At 51.6% G+C, this 25786-nt stretch carries 26 protein-coding genes and 2 tRNA genes; 6 read left to right on the plus strand and 22 right to left on the minus strand.

Annotated elements, in window-relative coordinates:
- Positions 1-51: 51 nt before the first annotated feature.
- The 4 genes from infB to HV127_RS03745 form a co-directional block, all read right to left on the minus strand.
- Positions 52-2742, minus strand: a complete 2691-nt coding sequence (infB, locus tag HV127_RS03730) for a translation initiation factor IF-2 (protein ID WP_112213568.1) — start codon at positions 2740-2742, stop codon at positions 52-54.
- Between the two features lie 24 nt (positions 2743-2766).
- Positions 2767-4254, minus strand: a complete 1488-nt coding sequence (gene nusA / locus HV127_RS03735) for a transcription termination factor NusA (protein WP_182235051.1) — start codon at positions 4252-4254, stop codon at positions 2767-2769.
- 27 nt (positions 4255-4281) lie between these two features.
- Positions 4282-4734: a ribosome maturation factor RimP gene (gene rimP / locus HV127_RS03740; protein WP_142512701.1), complete on the minus strand. Its 453-nt coding sequence runs from the start codon at positions 4732-4734 to the stop codon at positions 4282-4284.
- Between the two features lie 206 nt (positions 4735-4940).
- Positions 4941-5017, minus strand: a tRNA-Met gene (locus tag HV127_RS03745).
- A gap of 308 nt (positions 5018-5325) precedes the next feature.
- Here HV127_RS03745 and argG point away from each other — a divergent pair.
- Positions 5326-6669 (plus strand): argininosuccinate synthase, encoded by a 1344-nt coding sequence (gene argG / locus HV127_RS03750; protein ID WP_182235052.1) that lies wholly within the window; start codon positions 5326-5328, stop codon positions 6667-6669.
- 164 nt (positions 6670-6833) lie between these two features.
- Here argG and HV127_RS03755 read toward each other — a convergent pair.
- The 6 genes from HV127_RS03755 to rlmE form a co-directional block, all read right to left on the minus strand.
- Positions 6834-6920: transfer RNA gene (locus tag HV127_RS03755), tRNA-Leu, on the minus strand.
- Positions 6921-6934: 14 nt separating this feature from the next.
- On the minus strand, positions 6935-7264 hold the full coding sequence (secG, locus tag HV127_RS03760; protein ID WP_004106103.1) for a preprotein translocase subunit SecG: 330 nt from the start codon (positions 7262-7264) through the stop codon (positions 6935-6937).
- A 228-nt stretch (positions 7265-7492) separates the two neighbouring features.
- Positions 7493-8830: a phosphoglucosamine mutase gene (gene glmM, locus HV127_RS03765; RefSeq protein ID WP_182235053.1), complete on the minus strand. Its 1338-nt coding sequence runs from the start codon at positions 8828-8830 to the stop codon at positions 7493-7495.
- Positions 8823-9671 (minus strand): dihydropteroate synthase, encoded by an 849-nt coding sequence (folP, locus tag HV127_RS03770; protein ID WP_182235054.1) that lies wholly within the window; start codon positions 9669-9671, stop codon positions 8823-8825. The genes glmM and folP overlap by 8 nt, the downstream gene beginning before the upstream one ends.
- Positions 9672-9768: 97 nt before the next feature.
- A complete protein-coding gene (ftsH, locus tag HV127_RS03775) occupies positions 9769-11703 on the minus strand; it encodes an ATP-dependent zinc metalloprotease FtsH (RefSeq protein WP_110272863.1) in 1935 nt (644 codons plus the stop codon).
- 99 nt (positions 11704-11802) lie between these two features.
- A complete protein-coding gene (gene rlmE / locus HV127_RS03780; protein WP_004106110.1) occupies positions 11803-12432 on the minus strand; it encodes a 23S rRNA (uridine(2552)-2'-O)-methyltransferase RlmE in 630 nt (209 codons plus the stop codon).
- A 124-nt stretch (positions 12433-12556) separates the two neighbouring features.
- On the opposite strand from rlmE, the gene yhbY reads away from it, so the two are divergent.
- Positions 12557-12850: a ribosome assembly RNA-binding protein YhbY gene (yhbY, locus tag HV127_RS03785; protein ID WP_003025016.1), complete on the plus strand. Its 294-nt coding sequence runs from the start codon at positions 12557-12559 to the stop codon at positions 12848-12850.
- A 152-nt stretch (positions 12851-13002) separates the two neighbouring features.
- Here yhbY and greA read toward each other — a convergent pair whose 3' ends face one another.
- Complete coding sequence (greA, locus tag HV127_RS03790) at positions 13003-13479, minus strand: transcription elongation factor GreA (protein WP_110272862.1); 477 nt, start codon at positions 13477-13479, stop codon at positions 13003-13005.
- Positions 13480-13714: 235 nt separating this feature from the next.
- On the opposite strand from greA, the gene dacB reads away from it, so the two are divergent.
- Positions 13715-15148: a serine-type D-Ala-D-Ala carboxypeptidase gene (gene dacB / locus HV127_RS03795; protein ID WP_182235055.1), complete on the plus strand. Its 1434-nt coding sequence runs from the start codon at positions 13715-13717 to the stop codon at positions 15146-15148.
- 44 nt (positions 15149-15192) lie between these two features.
- On the opposite strand, the gene cgtA is transcribed toward dacB, so the two are convergent.
- From cgtA to rplU, 4 genes are all read right to left on the minus strand, one after another.
- On the minus strand, positions 15193-16371 hold the full coding sequence (gene cgtA, locus HV127_RS03800; protein WP_181484725.1) for an Obg family GTPase CgtA: 1179 nt from the start codon (positions 16369-16371) through the stop codon (positions 15193-15195).
- A 15-nt stretch (positions 16372-16386) separates the two neighbouring features.
- On the minus strand, positions 16387-17352 hold the full coding sequence (locus tag HV127_RS03805) for a DMT family transporter (protein ID WP_182235056.1): 966 nt from the start codon (positions 17350-17352) through the stop codon (positions 16387-16389).
- 95 nt (positions 17353-17447) lie between these two features.
- Positions 17448-17705: a 50S ribosomal protein L27 gene (gene rpmA, locus HV127_RS03810; protein WP_003861831.1), complete on the minus strand. Its 258-nt coding sequence runs from the start codon at positions 17703-17705 to the stop codon at positions 17448-17450.
- 19 nt (positions 17706-17724) lie between these two features.
- A complete protein-coding gene (gene rplU / locus HV127_RS03815; RefSeq protein ID WP_004106123.1) occupies positions 17725-18036 on the minus strand; it encodes a 50S ribosomal protein L21 in 312 nt (103 codons plus the stop codon).
- Between the two features lie 260 nt (positions 18037-18296).
- Between rplU and ispB the strand changes: the two genes are divergently transcribed.
- Both ispB and sfsB read left to right on the plus strand, forming a co-directional pair.
- The gene (gene ispB, locus HV127_RS03820; protein ID WP_110272858.1) at positions 18297-19268 is read left to right on the plus strand and encodes an octaprenyl diphosphate synthase; all 972 of its coding nucleotides are present in this window, start codon (positions 18297-18299) and stop codon (positions 19266-19268) included.
- Positions 19269-19455: 187 nt separating this feature from the next.
- The gene (gene sfsB / locus HV127_RS03825; protein ID WP_110272857.1) at positions 19456-19728 is read left to right on the plus strand and encodes a DNA-binding transcriptional regulator SfsB; all 273 of its coding nucleotides are present in this window, start codon (positions 19456-19458) and stop codon (positions 19726-19728) included.
- Between the two features lie 61 nt (positions 19729-19789).
- Here sfsB and murA read toward each other — a convergent pair whose 3' ends face one another.
- The 7 genes from murA to mlaF all read right to left on the minus strand — a co-directional run bounded on the left by murA (position 19790) and on the right by mlaF (position 24595).
- Complete coding sequence (gene murA, locus HV127_RS03830; RefSeq protein ID WP_112213559.1) at positions 19790-21049, minus strand: UDP-N-acetylglucosamine 1-carboxyvinyltransferase; 1260 nt, start codon at positions 21047-21049, stop codon at positions 19790-19792.
- 54 nt (positions 21050-21103) lie between these two features.
- Positions 21104-21358 (minus strand): BolA family iron metabolism protein IbaG, encoded by a 255-nt coding sequence (gene ibaG / locus HV127_RS03835; protein ID WP_110272855.1) that lies wholly within the window; start codon positions 21356-21358, stop codon positions 21104-21106.
- A 134-nt stretch (positions 21359-21492) separates the two neighbouring features.
- Positions 21493-21783 carry a lipid asymmetry maintenance protein MlaB gene (gene mlaB / locus HV127_RS03840; protein WP_182235057.1) on the minus strand — a complete coding sequence of 97 codons (291 nt, stop codon included), beginning with the start codon at positions 21781-21783 and terminating at the stop codon, positions 21493-21495.
- On the minus strand, positions 21783-22418 hold the full coding sequence (gene mlaC / locus HV127_RS03845; protein ID WP_110272853.1) for a phospholipid-binding protein MlaC: 636 nt from the start codon (positions 22416-22418) through the stop codon (positions 21783-21785). The genes mlaB and mlaC overlap by 1 nt, the downstream gene beginning before the upstream one ends.
- 18 nt (positions 22419-22436) lie before the next feature.
- Positions 22437-22988, minus strand: coding sequence for an outer membrane lipid asymmetry maintenance protein MlaD (mlaD, locus tag HV127_RS03850; RefSeq protein WP_112213556.1), 552 nt, complete (start codon positions 22986-22988; stop codon positions 22437-22439).
- 4 nt (positions 22989-22992) lie between these two features.
- Positions 22993-23775 carry a lipid asymmetry maintenance ABC transporter permease subunit MlaE gene (mlaE, locus tag HV127_RS03855; RefSeq protein ID WP_110272851.1) on the minus strand — a complete coding sequence of 261 codons (783 nt, stop codon included), beginning with the start codon at positions 23773-23775 and terminating at the stop codon, positions 22993-22995.
- Between the two features lie 7 nt (positions 23776-23782).
- Positions 23783-24595, minus strand: a complete 813-nt coding sequence (gene mlaF, locus HV127_RS03860) for a phospholipid ABC transporter ATP-binding protein MlaF (protein WP_110272850.1) — start codon at positions 24593-24595, stop codon at positions 23783-23785.
- Positions 24596-24804: 209 nt separating this feature from the next.
- Between mlaF and HV127_RS03865 the strand changes: the two genes are divergently transcribed.
- The gene (locus HV127_RS03865) at positions 24805-25782 is read left to right on the plus strand and encodes a calcium/sodium antiporter (protein WP_182235058.1); all 978 of its coding nucleotides are present in this window, start codon (positions 24805-24807) and stop codon (positions 25780-25782) included.
- Positions 25783-25786 lie beyond the last annotated feature (4 nt).

The following is a 25786-nucleotide window of genomic DNA, read 5'->3' on the forward strand; positions in this document are numbered from 1 at the left end:
TTTAATTTTGTATAACCGGGTGGCGCTGCGCTTCCCCGGCCTACTAAACGATTAATCGATGGTACGTTGAATCTCGATAATTTCGAACACTTCGATCATATCGCCAACGCGAACATCGTTGTAGTTCTTAACACCGATACCACATTCCATGCCGTTACGGACTTCGTTAACGTCATCTTTGAAGCGACGCAGGGATTCCAGCTCGCCTTCATAGATAACCACGTTGTCACGCAGTACGCGGATTGGGTTATGACGTTTAATCGTCCCTTCGGTAACCATACAGCCCGCGATGGCACCGAATTTCGGTGATTTGAACACATCACGCACTTCAGCAAGACCAATAATCTGCTGTTTCAGTTCCGGAGACAGCATGCCGCTCATTGCCGCTTTCACTTCGTCGATCAGATGATAGATGACGGAGTAGTAGCGCAGATCCAGACTTTCCGCGTCGATAACTTTACGAGCAGATGCATCGGCACGTACGTTAAAGCCAACCAGAATAGCGTTGGATGCAGCCGCCAGGGTTGCGTCGGTTTCGGTGATACCACCTACGCCGGAACCGATAATCTTCACTTTCACTTCGTCGGTAGACAGTTTCAGTAAAGAATCGGAGATCGCTTCCACAGAACCCTGAACGTCCGCTTTCAGTACGACGTTCACTTCGTGAACTTCGCCTTCGGTCATGTTAGCAAACATGTTCTCGAGTTTAGACTTCTGCTGACGCGCCAGCTTAACTTCGCGGAATTTACCCTGACGATACAACGCAACTTCACGCGCTTTTTTCTCGTCACGAACAACGGTCACTTCATCGCCGGCAGCCGGAACGCCGGACAGACCGAGGATTTCAACCGGAATGGACGGACCCGCTTCCAGTACTTCCTGACCCAGTTCGTTACGCATTGCACGAACGCGACCATACTCGAAGCCACACAGAACGATATCGCCCTTATGCAGCGTGCCTTCACGAACCAGAACGGTAGCAACCGGGCCACGACCTTTATCAAGGAAGGATTCGATAACCGCACCGCTCGCCATACCATTGCGAACCGCTTTCAGTTCCAGAACTTCAGCCTGCAGCAGGATAGCATTCAGCAAATCGTCAATGCCGGTACCCGCTTTTGCAGATACAGGGATGAACTGCGCTTCGCCGCCCCACTCTTCCGGCATAACACCGTACTGGGACAGTTCGTTCTTAACGCGATCCATATCGGCTTCTGGTTTGTCGATTTTGTTTACCGCAACGACTAAAGGAACCTGCGCCGCTTTCGCGTGCTGGATAGCTTCAATAGTCTGCGGCATAACGCCATCATCGGCAGCAACAACCAGAACAACAATATCTGTCGCCTGCGCACCACGAGCACGCATGGAAGTAAATGCGGCGTGACCCGGGGTATCCAGGAAGGTGATCATACCGTTATCAGTTTCAACGTGATAAGCACCGATATGCTGGGTAATACCACCCGCTTCGCCGGATGCGACTTTAGTTGAACGAATATAGTCAAGCAGAGAAGTTTTACCGTGGTCGACGTGACCCATGATGGTCACAACCGGTGCCCGCGGTTCAGCCGCAGCGCCAGTATCACGGTCGCTCATTACCGCTTCTTCCAGCTCATTCTCACGACGCAGGGTCACTTTGTGGCCCATCTCTTCGGCAACCAGCTGTGCGGTTTCCTGGTCGATGACCTGGTTGATGGTAGCCATTGCGCCCAATTTCATCATTGCTTTGATGACCTGAGAGCCTTTGACTGCCATTTTGTTCGCCAGATCGCCAACGGTGATGGTTTCGCCAATCACAACATCACGGTTAACTGCCTGAGCTGGCTTCTGGAAACCTTGTTGCAGAGCAGAACCTTTACGATGCTTGCCGCCTTTGCCACCGCGAACAGCAGCACGGGCTTCTTCACGATCGGCTTTAGACTCAGCGTGTTTATTACCTTTCTTCGCCGGACGCGCAGCCTTAGTACTACGGGTACGACCACGACCACCTTCTACTTCACGATCGTTATCATCTTCAGCCTGACGCGCATGCTGAGAAGTCGTTACGTGATAGTCGGTAGTTTCTTCAGGGGTTTCTGGAGTTTCAGTCCAGTTCTTTTCATTTTCTTGAGCCATACGGCGTGCTTCTTCCGCTACACGGCGCGCTTCTTCTTCAAGTTTGCGGCGTGCTTCTTCTTCCGATTTGCGCTTCAGCTCCGCAGCTTCGTTCTCGCGGCGGGACTTCTCAGCCTGGGCGGTTTTGGTCATATCGTCGGTTTGTTGATTGCTCACTTTGTCTTTTTCCGCGGCTTCACGTTTCGCTTTCTCAGCGAGTTCACGTTTAGCTTGTTCTGCGGCCTCACGTTCAGCTTTTAATTGCGCCTCGCGTTTGGCCGATTCTTCTGCCTCACGACGGGCTTGCTCTTCCGCTTCACGCTGCGCCTGCTCTTCCGCGGCAAGGCGTTCAGCCTCTTGCGGATCGCGTTTCACAAAGGTGCGTTTCTTGCGGACTTCGATTTGTACCGATTTACTCTTTCCACCGGTACCTGGAATATTTAACGTGCTGCGCGTTTTGCGCTGCAGCGTCAGCTTGTCGGGCGCCGAGCCGTGTTCACGGTTCAGGTGCGTCAACAAGGTTTGCTTCTCTTGCGCGGTCACAGAATCATCAACCGATTTGCGGATCCCTGCATCAGCAAATTGCTGTATCAGGCGATCCACAGAGGTCTGAATTTCTGAGGCCAGCGCTTTAATGGTCACATCTGTCATGCTGTTCCTTCCTGCTACAGTTTATTACGCTTCGTCGCCGAACCAACAAATATTACGTGCGGCCATGATGAGCTCTCCGGCTTTTTCGTCAGTTAAGCCTTCGATATCAGCCAGATCATCAATGCCCTGCTCGGCGAGATCTTCCAGCGTACAAACACCACGGGCAGCCAGGGTAAATGCCAGAGAACGATCCAAACCTTCCAGATTCAATAAATCATCTGCAGGTTTGCTGTCTCCCAGGCTTTCTTCCTTAGCCAGCGCCAGCGTGGTCAGCGCATTTTTCGCACGCTCACGAAGTGCTTCAACGGTGGATTCATCCAGACCGTCAATTTCTAGCAGTTCTTTCATTGGCACGTAGGCCAGTTCTTCCAGAGTGGCGAAACCTTCTTCAACCAGCAGTGTGGCGAAATCTTCATCAATATCAAGATATTTAGTGAAGGTATCAATTGCTGCATGGGCTTCAGCCTGATGCTTAGCCTGTAGGTCGCCAACGGTCATAACGTTGAGTTCCCAACCACTCAGTTGCGAAGCAAGACGCACGTTTTGACCATTACGACCAATCGCCTGCGCCAGATTGCCTGCTTCTACTGCGATATCCATGGTGTGTTTGTCTTCATCCACCACGATAGACGCAACGTCAGCCGGTGCCATCGCGTTAATCACGAACTGCGCCGGATTATCGTCCCAAAGAACGATATCGATACGTTCACCACCCAGCTCAGTTGAAACTGCCTGAACGCGCGCACCGCGCATACCTACACAAGCACCGACCGGGTCAATACGCTTGTCGTTGGTTTTCACTGCGATTTTAGCACGAGAGCCAGGGTCGCGAGCGGCGGCTTTAATTTCGAGAACTTCTTCACCAATTTCTGGAACCTCGATGCGGAACAATTCGATCAGCATTTCTGGTTTAGAGCGGGTGACAAACAGCTGAGCGCCGCGTGCTTCTGGGCGTACTGCATACAGTACACCACGGATACGATCGCCCGGACGGAAGTTTTCACGCGGCAGCATATCTTCACGCAGGATCACAGCTTCAGCATTACTGCCCAGATCCAGCGTAATATTGTCGCGATTCACCTTTTTCACTACGCCGGTGATAATTTCACCTTCGTGCTCACGGAACTGATCGACGACCATTGCACGCTCGGCTTCACGCACTTTTTGTACGATAACCTGCTTCGCTGTCTGTGTAGTGATACGGTCAAAAGTGACGGATTCGATCTGATCTTCGACGTAGTCGCCAGGATTCATGCTTTCGTCTTCGTAACGTGCAGCTTCCAGCGTGATCTCACGAGTCGGCATTGTCACTTCTTCGACGACCAACCAGCGACGGTAGGTATCGAAATCACCGCTTTTACGGTCGATTTCTACGCGAACATCGATCTCTTGCTCGTATTTTTTCTTGGTAGCCGTTGCTAGCGCACTTTCCAACGCTTCGAAAATCTTCTCACGTGGCAGCGCCTTTTCGTTGGAAACGGCTTCAACAACAGCCAAAATTTCTTTGTTCATCGGGGCCTTTCACCTCAATCCAGACTGTTAAAAGTGGGGAACCAGGTTCGCCTTCTGGATGTTACTCAGCGCGAACACTTCATCTTTGCCTTCGACGGTTACCGTGATCATCTCACCGTCTACCGCTTTGATAATGCCCTGCCATTTGCGTCGGTTTTGTACCGCCATGCGCAGAACCAGCGAAACCTCTTCACCGGAGAAACGCTCATAGTGTTCGGCGGTAAACATTGGACGCTCAAGACCTGGGGAAGAGACCTCCAGATTATAAGCGACGGTGATCGGGTCTTCGACATCCATGACAGCACTGACCTGGTGGCTCACATCAGCACAATCATCAACATTGATGCCATTTTCACTATCAATATAGATGCGCAGTGTGGATGTGCGACTGCGAATAAATTCGATGCCAACCAGCTCAAAGCCAAGCGCTTCAACTGGCGCAGTGAGCATCTCTGTTAATTTTTGCTCTAATGTGGACAAACCCACCCCCAAGACATAAAAAAAGGGCGTATAGCCCAGTTATTCTGAAGTCAGATAACAAAAAACCCCGATAAATCGGGGCTTTAGATAACTGAACCCTGAGATCGCAACTGCGATCTGGAACACTTTCCAGAAGAATTCTTTCAAATTCGGCTACGAAGGACCCGGTCCTCACAGTATATTTGAAAAAGTACTTAATGGGAAAGTGGTTGCGGGGGCCGGATTTGAACCGACGACCTTCGGGTTATGAGCCCGACGAGCTACCAGGCTGCTCCACCCCGCGCCTGAAACGTGGCATATTTTACTCGCTTTGAGTAAAAGACGCAAATACTGCTGGGATTTGGTACCGAGGACGGGACATAAAATCGTGGTGAATTGTATTGATACATCATATATTTTGTCAACAAGAATTTCACATTACCCGGTTTTCGTTTGTACTGGTATTTCAGGGGTTTTTTAGTAAAAAGACAATCAGCCCCTTCCTGTCTCCAGCAAAAGATGATTAAATGAAAACTCACAATTAATGCATAAACATGCAATTAAGATTGTTGAGTCGAACTCACCACAGTCTATCTAGCAGGGTTTTATTTTATGACGACGATTCTCAAGCATCTCCCGGTTGGTCAACGTATTGGTATCGCTTTCTCTGGTGGACTGGATACCAGTGCCGCACTGCTTTGGATGCGCAAAAAAGGCGCAGTCCCTTATGCATATACCGCCAACCTCGGCCAGCCAGACGAAGACGATTATGATGCCATTCCTCGTCGTGCTAAAGAATATGGTGCAGAAGGCGCTCGCCTGATCGACTGCCGTAAGCAACTGGTCGCTGAAGGCATCGCCGCCATTCAGTGTGGTGCATTTCATAACACCACCGGTGGATTGACCTACTTTAACACGACGCCTTTGGGTCGCGCTGTCACCGGCACCATGCTGGTTGCCGCGATGAAAGAAGATGGTGTGAACATCTGGGGCGACGGTAGCACCTATAAAGGCAACGATATCGAACGCTTCTATCGTTATGGCCTGCTAACCAACGCCGAGTTGCAAATTTACAAACCATGGCTGGATAGCGACTTTATCGATGAGTTAGGCGGCCGCCTGGAAATGTCCGAGTTTATGATTTCCTGTGGCTTCGATTACAAAATGTCCGTTGAAAAAGCCTACTCCACTGACTCCAATATGCTGGGCGCGACGCACGAAGCCAAGGACCTTGAATTTCTGAACTCCAGCGTCAAAATTGTTAATCCAATCATGGGTGTTAAGTTCTGGGATGAGAGCGTGAAGATCCCAGCAGAAGAAGTCATCATTCGTTTTGAACAGGGTCATCCAGTGGCGCTGAACGGACAGACCTTCAGTGATGACGTTGAGCTGATGATGGAAGCTAACCGTATCGGCGGTCGTCACGGTTTGGGTATGAGCGACCAGATTGAAAACCGTATTATCGAAGCGAAGAGCCGCGGAATTTATGAAGCACCGGGAATGGCTCTGCTGCATATTGCGTACGAGCGTCTGCTGACCGGTATCCATAACGAAGATACCATTGAGCAATATCACGCACACGGTCGCCAGTTGGGCCGTCTGTTGTATCAAGGTCGCTGGTTCGATTCCCAGGCATTGATGCTGCGTGATGCGTTGCAGCGCTGGGTAGCAAGCCAAATTACTGGCGAAGTTACTCTTGAGCTACGTCGCGGTAACGACTATTCCATCCTTAACACCGTCTCTGACAACCTGACCTACAAAGCAGAGCGACTGACCATGGAAAAAGGTGATTCGATGTTCTCTGCCGAAGACCGTATCGGCCAGTTGACGATGCGTAATCTGGATATTACCGATACCCGTGAGAAGCTGTTTGGTTATGCGCAGTCTGGTTTGCTTAGCGCATCTTCCGCCACTGGTTTACCGCAGGTGGAAAATCTGGAAAATAAGAGCAAGTAACCAACCTGATAAAACACAGAAGGCCGCATCTGCGGCCTTTTTTATGCACGAAATCTAAACATACGGCTAATGATGCTTGAGCGGAGAATATGACCTGGCACGCATCCAGTGCTCTTTTCAAGGCGAAAAAAAAGACGCTTTTCAGCGTCTTTTCTTCGAAATATTGGTACCGAGGATGGGACTCGAACCCACAAGCCCGTTAGGGCACTACCACCTCAAGGTAGCGTGTCTACCAATTCCACCACCTCGGTACGGATACTATTTATTAGTGCGGGATATCACTGCTCGGCTGGGCCGGAGCTGTCGGCTGAGTTTGCTCAGTTTTTGGAGCACTCAGATTATCCCACTCACTTCCTTTATTGGTCTTGTTGCTGTTGATGTTACCCAGCGCCAGACTGATGATGAAGAACAGCGCAGCAAGAATGCCTGTCATGCGGGTCATGAAGTTACCTGAACCACTAGAACCAAACAACGTGCCGGAAGCGCCTGCTCCGAAGGAGGCTCCCATATCAGCGCCTTTACCTTGCTGCAGCATAATCAGACCAACCAGGCCAATCGCCACAATAAGGAAAACAACTAAAAGAGCTTCGTACATAATCAACCTGTTCCTTGCGGATTCGCCGCATACCAAGTGCTTCGACCAATAAAGCGGGACGTTTTTATGTTTCCCACTGAAGCGGGTGTGAATACTAACCAAAGCGAATGACCTTCGCAAGGGCAATTTCAGCGCATTGTATCAAGTGCGGAAAAAAACAGCAAAAAACGTTTATTTGTCGATTATAAGGCGACAAGCGCCGCCTTTTTAATCACTTAGCCAGATATATCAAACGCTCTTAACTGCATCAGCGATACGATGAGCAAACTCATGTACCTGCTCTTGATGTTCACCTTCTACCATCACACGAATTAGCGGCTCAGTTCCTGATTTACGCAGTAACACACGCCCCCGGTTACCCAGCGCGGTTTCCAATTCTGCCGTTACCGCTTTCACATGTTCATGTTCCAGTGGATTGCCGCTGCCTTCAGTAAAGCGGACATTGACCAGAATTTGCGGGAACATTTTCATACCACTGCATAAGTCATGCAGGCTCATGTGGTTACGCGCCATTGCCGCAACCACCTGCAGGCTGGCGACGATACCATCCCCCGTCGTGGTCTTATCCAACAGAATCACGTGACCAGAGTTCTCCGCACCGATACGCCAGCCTTTCTCCTGAAGTTTCTCCAGTACATAGCGGTCCCCTACTTTTGCACGAACAAAAGGAATACCTAGCTGTTTGAGCGCCAGCTCCAGACCCATGTTGCTCATGAGTGTCCCAACGGCACCGCCTCGTAGCTGCCCCTGACGTAACCCTTCACGGGCAATGATGTAGAGAATCTGGTCACCATCAACTTTGTTGCCTTCATGGTCAACCATAATGACGCGGTCGCCATCACCATCATAAGCAATACCCAAGTCAGCTTTTTCTGCCAATACACGGGCCTGTAGAGCACGAACGTCTGTCGCCCCAACTTCTTCATTGATATTGAGGCCATCAGGCTCACAGCCCATTGTAATAACCTGAGCACCCAGCTCACGGAAAACGCTTGGGGCAATATGGTAAGTCGCCCCATGAGCACAATCGACAACGACTTTCAGAGCATTCAGGCTCAGCTCGTTCGGGAAGGTTCCCTTACAAAATTCAATATAGCGACCTGCGGCATCAACAATACGGCTGGCTTTACCAAGTTCTGCAGAATCTACGCAGGTGAGCTCCTTTTCCATCTCGGCTTCAATGGCTTCTTCAACTTCATCCGGTAACTTAGTGCCCTCGATGGAGAAAAATTTAATACCATTGTCATAGAACGGATTATGCGAGGCGGAAATCACAATCCCGGCTTCGGCACGGAACGTACGCGTCAGATAGGCGATTGCCGGAGTTGGCATCGGCCCGGTAAAGGAAGCAGATAGCCCCGCAGCAGCCAAACCGGCCTCCAGCGCAGACTCCAGCATATAGCCAGAAATACGTGTATCTTTACCTATAATAATTTTACGCGATCCATGGCGTGCCAGCACTTTTCCTGCCGCCCAGCCTAGTTTCAATACAAATTCCGGCGTAATCGGCGCGTCGCCTACGCGGCCACGAATACCATCAGTCCCAAAATATTTACGGTTACTCATAACGTTTATTTTCCTTAGCGGCCAGGGTAGCTTCCACCACGCGCAGCGCTTCTACCGTTTCTTTGACATCATGGACACGGATAATCTGCGCGCCCTGCATTGCTGCAATGACTGCGCAAGCCAGGCTACCATTCAGGCGCTCTGTCGGCCCAACATTAAGTAGCTGACCTACCATTGACTTACGCGACATACCTACCAGTAGCGGGAGACCGAAATGATGGAATTCCCCAAGCCGGGCAAGCAGCTCATAATTATGAGAAAGATTTTTACCGAAACCGAATCCCGGGTCGAGCAGCAATTTCTCTTTTGAGATACCAGCCTGCTCGCAGCGCACAATATGTTCGACAAAAAAGCGCTCAACATCAGCAAAGACATCGGCATACTTTGGCGCTTCCTGCATTGTTTTCGGCTGTCCCTGCATGTGCATGAGACATACTGGCAACCCGGTTTCGGCTGCCGCTTCCAGCGCACCTGGTTCCGTGAGCGAACGAATATCATTGATGATATGCGCGCCGACCCGCGCTGACTCGCGAATGACTTCCGGCTTCGAGGTATCAACGGAAATCCACACCTCAAAACGCTGAGCAATCGCTTCCACCGCCGGAATCACTCGTGCCAGCTCCTCCTCAACGCTGACATCCGCAGCCCCCGGACGTGTCGATTCTCCGCCGATATCAATGATAGTTGCCCCTGCATTGATCATCAGATTGGCATGTTTAACCGCTTCCACCAACGTATTGTGGGTTCCGCCGTCAGAGAACGAGTCCGGTGTAACGTTGAGAATCCCCATCACATGTGGATGAGAGAGATCGAGGGTCGAACCCTGGGCTACGAGTTTCATCACAAAATCCCTGAATCAGAGAGAGGTTGAAAAAGAAAAACCCCGGAGCGGATGCCCAGGGGTTTTAGAAAAGTACAGCAGATCAATAGCGGCTAACTTATTTGTCGCCTAGCTGTTCTGACATGGTGTTGCCCGGGTTTGGCGTACGCGGTTCATCGACCGGACGCGGCGCACTCGGGGTGCCATTATTGCCAGAATTATTAGATGAACCCGGTTCTTCCCAGCCAGCTGGCGGGCGAACATCGCGGCGAGCCATCAGATCATCAATCTGCGGTGCATCGATGGTCTCATATTTCATGAGCGCATCTTTCATCGAATGCAAAATATCCAGATTGTCGTTCAGCAAATGGCGTGCACGATCGTAGTTGCGCTCAATCAGTAATTTCACTTCTTGATCGATAATACGCGCGGTTTCATCAGACATATGTTTCGCTTTCGCAACGCTGCGACCGAGGAACACTTCCCCCTCTTCTTCCGCATACAACAACGGACCGAGTTTTTCAGAGAAGCCCCACTGGGTCACCATGTTACGTGCCAGATTAGTCGCAACTTTGATGTCGTTTGAAGCCCCGGTAGAAACATGTTCTACGCCGTAGATAATCTCTTCTGCAAGACGACCACCGTACAGAGTTGAGATCTGACTTTCCAGTTTCTGGCGGCTGGCGCTGATTGCGTCGCCTTCAGGTAAGAAGAAGGTCACACCCAACGCACGTCCGCGCGGAATAATGGTCACTTTATGCACCGGATCGTGTTCCGGAACCAGACGACCAATAATCGCGTGGCCAGCTTCGTGATAAGCGGTGGATTCTTTCTGCGCTTCGGTCATCACCATGGAGCGACGTTCCGCGCCCATCATGATTTTGTCTTTCGCTTTCTCGAACTCAACCATCGAAACAACACGCTTGTTGCCACGCGCAGCGAACAATGCCGCTTCGTTCACCAGGTTTGCCAGGTCAGCACCGGAGAAACCAGGTGTTCCGCGGGCAATGATTGCTGCATCGATATCAGGAGACAGCGGTACGCGACGCATGTGAACTTTAAGAATCTGTTCACGGCCACGGACATCCGGCAGACCCACCACAACCTGACGGTCAAAACGGCCTGGACGCAGCAGAGCCGGGTCAAGTACGTCAGGACGGTTAGTCGCAGCAATCACGATAATGCCTTCATTACCTTCGAAGCCATCCATCTCAACCAGCATTTGGTTCAGAGTCTGCTCACGTTCATCATGACCGCCGCCAAGACCGGCGCCACGCTGGCGACCAACGGCATCGATTTCATCGATGAAGATAATGCATGGAGCCGCTTTCTTAGCCTGTTCGAACATGTCACGCACACGTGATGCACCGACACCCACAAACATTTCAACAAAGTCAGAGCCCGAAATAGTAAAGAACGGTACTTTAGCTTCGCCAGCGATCGCTTTCGCCAACAGCGTTTTACCCGTACCCGGAGGACCAACCATTAGGACGCCTTTCGGGATTTTACCGCCCAGTTTCTGGAAGCGGCTTGGCTCGCGCAGGTATTCAACCAGTTCAGCCACTTCCTCTTTTGCTTCGTCACAACCCGCAACGTCGGCAAAAGTGGTTTTGATCTGATCCTCCGTCAACATGCGCGCTTTGCTCTTACCGAACGACATGGCACCTTTGCCACCGCCGCCCTGCATCTGACGCATGAAGAAGATCCAGACACCAATCAACAACAGCATTGGGAACCAGGAAATGAAGATAGAAGCCAGCAGGCTTGGCTCTTCTGGCGGTTCGCCAACCACTTTGACGTTTTTCGTCAACAGGTTATCGAGCAGCTTCGGATCGTTAACCGGAATGTAAGTCGTGTAACGGTTACTATCTTTCTTGGTAACGTTAATCTCACGTCCGTTGATACGCGCTTCGCGAACCTGGTCCTGATTGACCTCTTGCAGGAAGGTTGAATAATCTACCTTTCGGCCATTCGACTCGCTGGGCCCAAAGCTCTGGAATACTGACATCAGCACAACGGCAATGACCAGCCAGAGTATTAGGTTTTTCGCCATGTCACTCAAGGGATTAACCTCTTATTACAACTGTGTTAAAAACAGCGTCAGGATACTCTATATCCAGTTTCTTTCAAACTTTCGTTTGAAATCTACCGGTTATGGTTTACGCCCGGTCGCTACAATGTACACTTCACGCGAACGGGCGCGAGAAGAGTCCGGCTTACGAACTTTGACCTTCGTAAACAGGGAGCGAATCTCTCTTAGATACTCATCGAAGCCTTCGCCCTGGAACACCTTCACTACAAAACTACCACCTGGCGCTAATACATCACGAGCCATTCCAAGCGCCAATTCCACCAGATACATGGCCCGGGGAATATCCACCGCCGGTGTTCCACACATATTTGGTGCCATATCGGACATGACCACTTGTACTTTACTGTCACCTACGCGCTCAAGTAACGCTTTCAGGACTAATTCATCACGAAAGTCACCCTGAAGGAAGTCCACACCAACGATTGGATCCATAGGTAAAAGATCGCAAGCAATGATGCGGCCGCTGTTACCGATCTGCGTAACCGCGTATTGCGACCAGCCACCGGGTGCAGCGCCGAGGTCAACAATCGTCATCCCCGGTTTAAAAATTTTGTCACTTTGCTGTATTTCATCAAGTTTAAACCAGGCACGGGAACGTAACCCCTTTTTCTGTGCCTGTTGAACATATTTATCGCTAAAGTGTTCCTGGAGCCAACGACTTGAGCTGGCAGAACGCTTTTTACCTGTCATTTAACATTCCCATTTCGGGTTCATCATACTTTGCGACGTAAAAATCGACACGGTAGTTTGGCGATATATGGGAGATGGCGGTAGAATGAACCGTTTTCAATCCCAACGTAAGCAAAAAAATACGATGAATCTGAGTACTAAACAAAAACAGCACCTGAAAGGTCTGGCACATCCGCTCAAGCCGGTAGTTATGCTTGGCAACAATGGTTTGACCGAAGGGGTACTGGCCGAGATTGAACAAGCGTTAGAGCACCATGAACTTATCAAGGTGAAGATCGCCTCGGAAGATCGCGACACTAAAACCTTGATCGTGGAAGCCATCGTGCGCGAAACCGGCGCCTGTAACGTACAGGTCATCGGTAAAACGCTGGTCCTGTATCGCCCGACTAAAGAGCGTAAAATCTCGCTGCCACGCTAAGAATATCCTGGTTATCGACACAACTTTGTGTAAATCGAGGGTTTTCTGCGGGTAGACGAGCAAAATGCCATGCTCCGGACGTTGATAAAAGGCCGCTATGCGGCCTTTTTCCTTTCTTTACAATCCATCAACATCGTAGCCGTAAATTCGGATTAAAGGTACTCAACCTTAATAATTTCGAATTCGACTTCACCGCCTGGTGTACGGATTACGACAACATCATCCTGTTCTTTACCGATCAGGCCACGTGCAATCGGCGAGTTTACAGAAATCAGATTTTGCTTAAAATCAGCTTCATCGTCGCCAACGATACGGTAAGTCTGCTCTTCATCGGTATCAAGATTCAAAACACTGACTGTTGAAGCAAAAATCACCCGGCCATTGTTTGGCATTTTGGTGATATCGATAACCTGCGCATTCGACAGTTTCGCTTCGATATCCTTAATGCGACCTTCACAAAAACCCTGCTGTTCACGAGCTGCATGATACTCAGCATTCTCTTTCAGATCGCCGTGTTCACGGGCATCAGCGATAGCAGCAATAATTTCAGGGCGACGCACGGACTTCAGAAAATCCAGTTCTTCGCGCAATTTTTCAGCGCCACGTAAGGTCATCGGAATAGCTTGCATTTGTTATACCTCTTTATCATTCTTTCATGGAACGGACACCGCCGTTCCGCAACCGGTCAAGCCTTAAGCAAGACAGGAGCAAAAAGAAAACCGACCCGGAAAGCAATCCCCAGGCCAGCAGCAATTTTCAATTTGATATGTATTTTACCCTGAAGTTCACTATGGGTCATCGTTTACTTTACAGGGTGTTGCACCGTAGTATGACGGCTCGGTTTCAGGTTGTTAGCGCGAGATTATGCGATTTTCCAGATTTATCATCGGATTGACTGCCGGCATAGCGATTAGCGCTCAAGCGGCGAACATTGACGAGTACATCAACCAGCTTCCTGCGGGTGCGAACCTTGCCTTTATGGCGCAAAAGGTAGGCTCCCCGACGCCGGAGATAGACTTTCACAGCCAACAAATGGCGCTCCCAGCCAGTACCCAGAAAGTGATAACCGCTCTGGCCGCGCTGCTGCAACTGGGTCCGAATTTCCGCTTCACTACGACGCTGGAAACTAAAGGCAATCTTGAAGGTGGCGTACTAAAGGGCGATCTTATTGCGCGTTTCGGCGGCGATCCAACGCTCAAACGCCAGGATATACGTAATATGGTCGCCACGTTGAAAAAAGCGGGTGTCCAGCGTATTGAAGGCAATGTGCTTATCGATACTTCTGTGTTTGCCAGTCATGACAAAGCGCCAGGCTGGCCGTGGAATGATATGACACAATGCTTTAGCGCGCCCCCAGCGGCGGCTATTGTCGATCGCAACTGCTTCTCCATTTCACTCTACAGCGCGCAAAAGCCGGGAGATCTGGCGTTTATCCGTGTGGCATCCTACTACCCGGTGACGATGTTCAGTCAAGTGCGCACCCTGGCGCGAGGCTCTTCTGAGGCGCAATACTGCGAGCTAGACGTGGTCCCAGGCGATCTAAATCGATATACCCTGACCGGATGTCTACCACAGCGCAGCGAACCTTTGCCATTGGCCTTCGCCATCCAGGATGGTGCTGGCTATGCCGGTGCGATTCTGAAGTCTGAACTGACTGATGCCGGTATTACCTGGAGCGGTACACTGCTGCGCCAGACATTGGCTAACGACCCCGGTACCGTGCTCGCAACAACCCAATCTGCACCGCTGCACGACCTGCTGCGGATCATGCTGAAAAAATCAGACAATATGATTGCCGATACCGTATTTCGTACCATTGGACACGCTCGTTTCGGCGTACCGGGTACCTGGCGAGCGGGTTCCGATGCAGTACGGCAAATCCTGCGCCAGCAGGCCAGTGTCGATCTCGGGAATACCATTATTGCGGATGGCTCAGGTCTGTCGCGCCATAACCTCATCGCACCCGCGACGATGATGCAGGTGCTACAGTACATTGCTCAGCACGATACTGAACTCAACTTTATTTCAATGCTGCCTCTGGCAGGGCACGATGGCTCTCTGCAATATCGCGCGGGTCTACATCAGGCTGGCGTTGATGGCAAAGTTTCCGCCAAAACGGGCTCTCTGCAAGGAGTTTACAATCTGGCTGGTTTCATCACCACGGCCAGCGGACAGAAGATCGCATTTGTGCAATATTTATCAGGCTATGCTGTGCCACCAGCCGATCAACGCAATCGACGTATTCCACTCGTGCGTTTCGAAAGTCGGTTGTACAAAGATTTGTATCAGAATAACTAAGACAAAGGGCCGCATCACATGCGGCCCTTTTAGATTGCTCAGAATTAACGTTTGTAGATGAATTCGACGCCTTCTTCGTCGTCTTCGTCCCAATCATCATCCCAGTCTTCGTCATCTTCCACTTCGACTTCCGCTTCTTCAAGCTGCTGACGATGGTAGTCGTCCCACATAAACTCGACTTTTTCCGCCGACTTCGCTTCTTCAGCGTGAACGATTGGATTTTCGATGATAAAGGTCATCACGTCCCAGCACAGGTCCTTCACCCCCTGCTGGCTGGCGGCAGAAATCAGATAGAACTTATCTTCCCAGCCCAGCGCTTCAGCGATGGTTTTCGCTTTGGCTTCTGCCTCGGCTTTATCCATCAGGTCGATCTTGTTAAAGACCAGCCAGCGCGGTTTAGAAGCCAGTTTCTCGCTGTATTTCTCCAGCTCACCGATAATGATCCGCGCGTTCTCAACCGGATCGGAGCCGTCAATCGGTTCGATATCAATGAGGTGCAAGAGTACACGGCAGCGTTCAAGGTGCTTCAGGAAGCGAATACCAAGACCGGCCCCCTCTGCAGCGCCTTCAATCAGTCCAGGGATATCCGCAACGACGAAGCTCTTCTCGTTGTCCATACGCACAACACCGAGGCTCGGTACCAGCGTAGTAAACGGATAGTCTGCGACTTTGGGCTTCGCTGCAGAGACTGCACGAATAAAGGTGGATTTACCTGCATTCGGCATCCCCAGCATCCCTACGTCCGCCAGCAGCATCAGCTCCAGTTGCAGATCGCGTTTATCGCCTGGTGTACCCATGGTTTTCTGACGCGGAGTACGGTTGACGGACGATTTGAAGCGGGTGTTACCCAGACCGTGCCAGCCGCCTTTTGCGACCATCAGGCGCTGACCGTGCTTGGTCATATCGCCCATCGTCTCACCGGTCCCCTGGTCAATCACACGTGTCCCTACCGGCACCTTCACCGTCACATCTTTACCGCGCTTACCAGTACAGTCGCGACTCTGACCATTCTGTCCACGCTCAGCGCGGAAGGACTTCTCAAAACGGTAGTCGATCAAGGTATTCAGGTTCTCATCCGCTTCAAGCCAGACATCACCACCATCACCACCATCACCGCCGTCCGGGCCGCCTCTCGGGATATATTTTTCGCGGCGGAAGCTAACGCAACCATTGCCGCCATCACCTGCTACGACCAGGATCGTTGCTTCATCAACAAACTTCATTTTACTCTCCGTAAATCATTCGCCTGAGCGGGGCATCGGCACAACCGCTCCTCGCTTTCGCCACCGTCCCCAAAGACGATGGCCGACGGCGGAATACATCGCGCCCGCAACCACGACAAACGCACCGAGATAACCCATCAGGTTCAACAGCGGTCTGGCGAAAACGTCTGGCCAGGCCAGTGATAATAAATCTGAAAATAGCAGCGTAAACAGCGGCGTTAAGGTAATCAACGCGCTCACTTGCGCCGCCTGCCAGCGCGCCATAGCTTCCGCCAGCGCACCGTAGCCCACCAGAGTATTCAACCCGCAAAAAACCAGGCAGGCCAGTTGCCAGTCGCTTAATGCCAGTACCTGCGATGGCGTCGCCAACGGCAGAAGCGCTATCGTACATAAAGTGTACAGCAAAAACAGGATCTGCTGTGATGCCAGACGGCGTAATAACACCTTTTGCGCGACGCCATAACTCACCCATACCGTCGCGGCCCCAACACCGAAAATTACCCCCCACGTGTAATCAGTCAGGCGGGTAAAAATCTCAATCAGGCTGGTGTTGAAGAACATCACCAGACCGCTAACCAGCATCATCGCCCCCACAATCTGAGTGCCGCGCATTCTCTCTTTGAGGATAAACACGCTGGCAACCATCATACCGACAGGGGACAACTGACCAATCACCTGGGAAGCGGTGGGGCTGAGATATTGCAGGGAAGAACTAAACAGAATGAAGTTACCGAACAAACCACCTGTCGCAATGGCCAGTAGTATTAACCAGCGCGGCTTGCGAAAGATGCGCAGCGGAGGTAGCTTCCCTTTGATGACCAGGATGGTCCCAAGACCAAAACTTGCCATCAAAAAGCGATAAAAGACCACCGTCGGCGGCTCCATCACTTCAAGAACCTGCTTCATAGCGATCGGCAAAGCACCCCAGCACATTGCAGTGGTGAGCGCTAAAAGAATGCCGATGCCGGCCTGCTGCTTCATGCCCGTTTTCCCTGCAGAAAATTTTCCGGGTTTTCAATGTAAAAAGCCCCGCAACACGTTGCGGGGCTTTAATCCGTTACCGGACCACGAAAAACTTACTCAGCAACGATGCTGATGTATTTACGGTTGTTCGGGCCTTTAACTTCAAATTTCACTTTACCGTCTGCTTTAGCAAACAGAGTGTGGTCACGACCGCAACCTACGTTAGTGCCAGCGTGGAATTTGGTACCACGTTGACGAACGATGATGCTACCCGCCAGAACGGATTCGCCACCGAAACGCTTAACGCCAAGGCGTTTAGCTTCTGAATCGCGACCGTTACGAGTTGAGCCGCCAGCCTTTTTATGTGCCATTTAAATCTCTCCTCAGGTCTTAGGCGCTGATGCCAGTAATTTTCACATCAGTGAACCACTGACGATGGCCCTGCTGCTTACGGTAGTGTTTACGACGACGAAACTTAACGATTTTAACTTTCTCGCCACGACCATGAGCAACAACTTCAGCTTTGATTACGCCGCCCTCAACGAAAGGAACGCCGATCTTAATTTCTTCACCGTTTGCGATCATCAGCACTTCAGCGAACTCAACAGCTTCGCCAGTTGCGATGTCCAGCTTTTCCAGGCGAATGGTTTGACCTTCGCTTACTCGGTGTTGTTTACCACCACTTTGGAAAACCGCGTACATATAGAACTCCGCTTCCGCGCACCTCTTCGTATGATTCAGAGTGCGCTATAAATATTCACAATAGGGCGCGAATATTACGCAAAACGCGAGCCTTTGACAAGAGCGATCAACGATCAACGCAGAAAAAAAACACAACTTTCACTACAACGTTTATCTACGCCAATTTTTCAGTACAATCACATATTCTTTTAATTCTATCTTAATCCTTCTGTGATCCCATTCGGATACGCGGTAACAGGACATTTAGCCCGGCTTTTGCGATGAATTTAGAAAAAATCAATGAGTTAACCGCGCAGGATATGGCGGGCGTCAATGCGACAATCCTTAAGCAACTCGACTCTGATGTTCAGCTTATCAATCAGTTAGGCTATTACATCGTCAGTGGAGGCGGCAAACGTATTCGTCCGATGATCGCCGTGCTGGCCGCACGAGCCGTCGGTTACCAGGGTAACGCGCACGTCACCATCGCCGCTCTGATCGAATTTATCCATACCGCCACCCTCCTGCATGATGACGTCGTCGATGAGTCAGACATGCGCCGAGGAAAAGCCACAGCAAACGCCGCTTTTGGCAACGCAGCAAGCGTACTGGTGGGTGATTTCATCTATACACGCGCCTTTCAGATGATGACCGCTCTTGGTTCATTGAAGGTTTTGGAAGTGATGTCAGAAGCCGTTAACGTCATTGCTGAAGGCGAAGTTCTGCAATTAATGAACGTCAACGATCCCGACATCACTGAAGAAAACTATATGCGGGTTATTTACAGCAAGACCGCCCGCCTGTTTGAAGCCGCTGCCCAGTGTTCCGGGATTCTGGCCGACTGTACTGCAGAACAAGAGAAAGCGTTGCAGGATTACGGACGCTATCTGGGTACTGCTTTCCAGCTAATCGATGATTTACTCGACTACAGTTCCGATGGCGAGCGTCTTGGCAAAAACGTCGGGGATGATCTCAACGAAGGCAAACCCACCCTTCCGCTGCTGCACGCAATGCGTCATGGCACAGTAGAGCAATCCGCTATGATTCGCGGCGCGATTGAGCAAGGTAACGGCCGTCACCTGCTGGAAGCTGTACTGGAAACCATGGCGGCCTGCGGTTCGCTTGAATGGACCCAAAAACGTGCGGAGGAAGAGGCGGATAAAGCAATTGCCGCGCTTCAGGTCCTTCCTGACTCCCAGTGGCGCGAAGCGCTAATTGGTCTCGCCCATATTGCGGTACAACGCGACCATTAATCCCCCCTCACTTTCCCGCGCACTGCGCGGGAAAGTTCCAATAAAATCCAATAACGCCTCCCATAACTTGATATATTCCTAATATTCCATTCCATTAAAAGAACTTGTTAGAACAATACTGGAACTCGAGGTATAGTCATTTCGTCGCTCGTTAAGGACGATCGGATCTTTATTACCAGGAGAATTTATGGATAAGTTCATTGACTGGCATCCGGCGGATATCATTGCCGGATTACGCAAAAAAGGGACGTCGCTGGCGGCTGAATCGCGGCGTAATGGTTTGAGTTCCTCCACGCTTGCCAATGCGTTAACCCGCCCCTGGCCCAAAGGTGAGCTAATTATTGCGAACGCGCTGGAGACAACGCCATGGGTCATTTGGCCATCGCGCTATCACGATCCCAATACCCATCAGTTTATCGACAGGACGCAGATGATGCGTCAAAGGAAGAATAACAAGTAAAGCGAGGTCATACAGACAACAGCCCCCGGACAAGCGTCAGAGGGCTGCTGCCGCTACAGGTTTATTCGCCTTTGACGCGTTCGATATTTGCGCCCAACGCCTGCAGTTTATCTTCAATACGTTCGTACCCACGGTCAATGTGGTAGATACGATCGACAATCGTCGTACCCTCCGCAATGCAGCCCGCCAGCACCAGACTTGCTGACGCACGTAAATCGGTCGCCATCACCTGAGCACCAGAAAGCTGCTCTACGCCGTGACAAATCGCCGTATTGCTCTCGATTTCCGCATGAGCGCCCATACGGATCAGTTCCGGTATGTGCATAAAGCGGTTTTCAAAGATGGTTTCAGTGATCACACCCGTTCCCTCTGCAACCAAATTCAGTAAGGTGAACTGAGCCTGCATATCGGTCGGGAAACCCGGGTGTGGAGCAGTGCGAACGTTGACGGCCTTCGGACGATGACCATGCATATCCAGACTAATCCAGTCCTCACCGGTTTCAATATCTGCCCCGGCATCACGCAGCTTCGCCAGAACAGCATCCAGGGTATCAGGCTGGGCATTACGGCACAGGATCTTACCGCCAGAAATGGCGGCAGCCACCAGGAAAGTACCCGTTTCAATACGGTCTGGTAGAACACGGTATACGCCGCCGCCCAAACGCGCGACGCCTTCGATGGTGATACGATCGGTACCCTGACCTTTGATCTTCGCACCCAGCGTATTCAGGAAGTTCGCGGTATCGACAATTTCCGGCTCGCGCGCGGCGTTTTCGATAACAGTAGTACCTTCCGCCAGCGTCGCAGCACTCATGATGGTCACGGTCGCACCAACGCTGACCTTATCCATCACGATATGCGCACCCTTTAAACGCCCATTGACCGACGCTTTAACATAGCCTTCTTCCAGTTTAATTTCCGCGCCCAGTTGTTCAAGACCGGTGATATGCAAATCAACCGGACGAGCGCCAATGGCACAGCCGCCTGGGAGTGAAACCTGGCCCTGGCCAAAACGCGCCACCAGCGGGCCCAATGCCCAAATAGAAGCACGCATGGTTTTAACCAGATCGTACGGAGCACAGAAGACGTCAACCGGGCCAGCATCGATCCATACAGAACCATTACGCTTAACGTTCGCGCCCAACTGGCTCAGCAGTTTCATGGTGGTATCGATGTCTTTCAGCTTCGGTACGTTTTGGATCTCAATCGGCTCGTCGGCTAACAGCGCGGCAAAGAGGATTGGCAGGGCGGCGTTTTTCGCACCGGAAATCGTGACTTCGCCCTGAAGACGAGTCGGCCCCTGAACACGGAATTTATCCATTGATTCTGTTCTCTGTTAAGAATTCACATACGCTGTGGGGAACATCCCCACAGCTTATAAGCCATTTAGTTTGCGGTCACGCGCCCACTCCTGCGGGGTAAACGCTTTAATCGACAGAGCATGGATGCGGTTGTCGGCAATAAATTCCATTAACGGGGCGTAGATAGCCTGTTGCTTCTTCACCCGGCTCATGCCGTCGAACATCTCACCCACAGCAATAACCTGAAAGTGGCTGCCATCGCCAGAGACGTGGACTTCCTGAAGGGAGAGTGCGTTCATCAGCACGGTCTGAATTTCATGATTTTCCATGGGCTAGTTTTATCTGATAGTGAAAACAGCCCAACATCTTAGAGGAAAGTGGCGCGGTCTTAAACAAGCAAAAAGCCCCATCGAAAAGTTTGATGGGGCTTTCAGAATAGCTTTAGCAGTAAGACACTGAAAAATTATGGGATCATGTCGTCCGGGAGGTTGTAAAGCCCGATCAGGGTTTGCACATTTTCGCTTTTACCTGCTAATTGCGCTTCCCGGCCCTGACGACGAATCAGAGCAATGAAATGCACCAATAGCGCCAGACCTGCTGTGTCCACGCGGGTCACCTCATTCAGATCAATTACCGACACGCCATCCGTCGCCTGCGAGCGAGCTTCCCAGAGCGGGACCAGCAGATCCTGGTCCAGCTCCCCGTGCAGCACCAGCGTCTCACCATCGCGAGTCCAGCTCAGCTGCCCGGTCATTATTTTTTCTGTTCCAGGGTAATCGGCTGTGCGGAGCTTGTCTTCAGCTGCGCCGTCAGACCATCAATACCTTTAGTGCGCAGCAGGTCACTCCACTCGTTTTGCTTGGTGGTGATCATGCTCACCCCTTCCGCAATCATATCGTAAGCCTGCCAGTGACCTGTTTGGGTATTTTTACGCCATTGGAAATCCAGACGAACCGGCGGACGGCCATTCGGATCGAGGATAGTCACGCGGATTGGAATAATAGTTGCCTCGCCAAGAGGTTGTTCTGGCGCAATCTGGTAAGTCTGCCCGTGATACATTGCCAGCGCCTGGCCGTAAGCCTGTTTCAGATATTCACGGAAAGCGGCGAAATAAGCATCGCGCTGAGCAGGAGTAGCCTCTTTGTAATAACGGCCCAGCACCAGCGCCCCAGCGTATTTTACCTGAACATACGGCAGCAGTTCCTGATCGACGATATCGCGCAGGTAGTTCGGGTTAGCCTGGATCTTCGGCTGCTCATTCTTCAGGCGATCGAAGGTTTTCTGCGCCGCTTCATCCATCAGCTTGTACGGATTAGATTGATCCGCAGCGGTCGCGGCAGTCAAGGGGGCAATCACCAGCATGGCGACCATTAGTAAGCGTTTAAACATGTCTTATCTCTCCTGAAATTAATGCGTCGTACCGGCTGGCTGCGTAGCGTCAGTATGACTCTCTCCCGCCGCCTGATCATCGCCAGAATTCTTATTGTCACTCCCCTTACTGTTGTAAAGGAACTGACCTATCAGATCTTCCAGTACCATTGCAGACTTGGTGTCCTGAATGGTGCCACCATCTTTAAGGATAGAAGTTCCCAGCTCAGGGTCTTCAAAACCAATGTTCATCGCCAGATACTGTTCACCCAGCAGGCCGGAAGTTCTGATTGCCAGCGAGCTGGTATCCGGAATGTGGTTGTAACGCTCATCGATATCGAGAGCCACACGCGGCAGATAGGTTTTCGGGTCGAGCGTGATATCCGCCACGCGCCCTACGACAACACCACCAATACGTACCGGGGACCGCGCTTTCAGACCGCCAATATTGTCAAAGGTGGCGTAGAGTCGATAGGTCGGTTCGGTACGCAAAGAGGTCACGTTTGCCGCCTTGAGGCAGACAAACAGCGCGGCCAGCAGCGCGACCAGTAAGAACACCCCTACCCAGATTTCATTTTTTCTCGTTTGCATGAACTCAATTCCCAAACATCAGCGCAGTCAGCACAAAATCCAGCCCCAGAACCGCCAGCGACGCATGTACCACGGTACGCGTTGTCGCCCGGCTAATCCCGGCGGAAGTGGGGATAGCGTCATAACCGTTAAATAACGCGATCCATGTTACCGTAATGGCGAAAACCAGACTCTTAATCAGGCAGTTAACCAGGTCCATCCGCCAGTCGACGGCATTTTGCATCGCGGTCCAGAAGAATCCACCGTCGATACCCTTCCAGCTAACGCCGACCAGCGATCCCCCCCAGACGCCGACTGCCACGAAAATGATCGTCAACAACGGCAGTGAAATCACCCCGGCCCAGAAACGCGGAGAAATCACGCGGCGAAGCGGATCAACCGCCATCATCTCCATACTGGAGAGCTGCTCGGTCGCACGCATCAGGCCGATTTCAGCAGTCAGCGCCGAACCGGCACGCCCGGCGAACAACAGCGCGGCGACAACCGGCCCCAGTTCACGCAGCAGGGACAGCGCCACCAGCATGCCCAGACTGGTTTCGGCGCTATAGGTGGTTAAGACCAGATACCCCTGCAGCCCCAGAACCATACCAATAAACAGCCCCGAGACGATGATGATCAGCATCGACAGCACGCCGACGTTGTATAGCTGACGCATCAGCAGCGGCGCATGCTTACGAAACTCAGGCTTGCCCACTACGGCGTTGAAGAGCATTAATCCAGCACGCCCAAACGTCGCGATACTTTTAATACCACGATGTCCGAGCGCGGCCAGCGCATTTAACAGCATGAGTCGCTTAACTCCCTTTGCCTAATAAATCATGGTGATAGTCGCCCGCAGGATAGCGGAACGGCACAGGGCCGTCGGCAATACCATCAATGAACTGACGAACCCGAGGATCGGCATTTTCACGCAGCGACTGTGCGCTCCCATGCGCCACAACTTTTTTGTCCGCCACAATATACGCAAAGTCCGCAATGCTGAGCACTTCCGGCACATCATGCGAAACTACGATACAAGTGACACCCAGGGTACTGTTGAGTTCAGAAATCAGCTTCACCAGCACTCCCATGGTAATGGGATCCTGCCCGACAAAAGGCTCATCGAACATGATTAGATCAGGTTCCAGCGCAATGGCTCTCGCCAAAGCGGCGCGGCGCGCCATCCCACCGGAGAGCTCGGAAGGCATCAGCTTCGCGGCACCACGCAACCCGACAGCTTCCAGCTTCATCATCACCGTGGTGTGCAGGAGCGCTTCCGGCAGGCGGGTATGTTCGCGCAACGGATAAGCCACGTTATCAAACACGTTCATATCTGTGAACAGCGCGCCGGACTGAAACAGCATGCTCATTCGCTTGCGCACGGTATACAGGCGCGAACGAGACATCTGCGGCACATTTTCACCATCAAACAGGATCTCTCCCTTGTCTGGTGGGATCTGGCCGCCGATCAGGCGTAACAGGGTAGTTTTGCCGATCCCTGATGGTCCCATGATCGCAGTGATCTTACCGCGAGGCACCGACAGCGAGATGTCGTCGAAAATCACGCGGTCGCTTCTTGAGAAGCGAATACCGCGCACTTCGACTAAATTCGCCAAAGTTTGGCTCATAAAATCATCCTTACTAGACACCCATTGAGCTAAGCATGGCGCTTTCTTTCACCACGAACCCAACATTTTTACAGAATCTTACCTGCCCAGGTTAGCGAAAGCTGGCATTTGTTTTACTTTTGGCACACATAAAGTCAAAATTAAGAATTCGTTACGCTGCCTACGGACGGCCAGCAAGGCGACGATTATACCTGAAGAAAGGACTTTAGATGCTCTTAGCGACGGCTCTGTTAATTATTGGTTTATTGCTGGTTGTCTACAGCGCCGATCGTCTGGTTTACGCCGCTTCAATACTCTGTCGCATGCTGGGGATCCCGCCGCTCATTATCGGTATGACGGTCGTCAGCATCGGTACCAGTCTACCGGAGATCATCGTATCTGCCGCCGCTTCTCTGCATGGTCAAACCGATCTGGCAATTGGTACGGCACTGGGATCCAACATCACCAATATTTTACTGATCCTTGGTCTCACCGCGCTATTCCAGCCATTTACCGTGCATTCTGATATCCTGCGCCGCGAATTACCGCTAATGTTGCTGGTCAGTTTACTGGCGGGCTTTGTGCTATATGACGGTCAGCTGACGCGTATGGATGGCCTTTTTTTGCTGGCGCTGGCAATACTGTGGCTAGTGTTCACGATTAAAATAGCCCGTCTCGCTGAGCGTCAGGGTAACGACAGCCTGACCCGAGAGCAGCTCGCGGAGCTACCGCGCGAAGGTTCGCTTCCCGTCGCCCTACTGTGGTTGGGTGTCGCGATGATTGTGATGCCGATGGCTACGCGTATGGTGGTCGATAACGCTACGGTGCTGGCGAACTTTTTTGCCATCAGCGAACTGACCGTCGGCTTAACGGTGATTGCTATCGGTACCAGTTTGCCAGAGCTGGCAACCGCCATTGCCGGCGCGCGAAAAGGTGAAAACGATATCGCCATCGGCAATATCATTGGCGCTAATATTCTTAATATCGTGCTGGTTCTCGGACTACCCGCGCTGATTGCGCCAGGCACTTTCGCCGCCGAGGCCTTTACTCGCGACTATGGCGTCATGCTGCTGGTCAGCCTGATCTTTGCCCTACTGTGCTGGCGGCGTAAACAGCAGCCAGGTCGGCTAGCAGGCCTACTACTGGTGGGCGGATTTATGCTTTGGTTGGCGATGCTGTTCTGGACAGCGCCGCTCTTCGTTGAATGATTCG

Source organism: Klebsiella sp. RHBSTW-00215, assembly GCF_014103785.1.
Taxonomy (GTDB): domain Bacteria; phylum Pseudomonadota; class Gammaproteobacteria; order Enterobacterales; family Enterobacteriaceae; genus Klebsiella.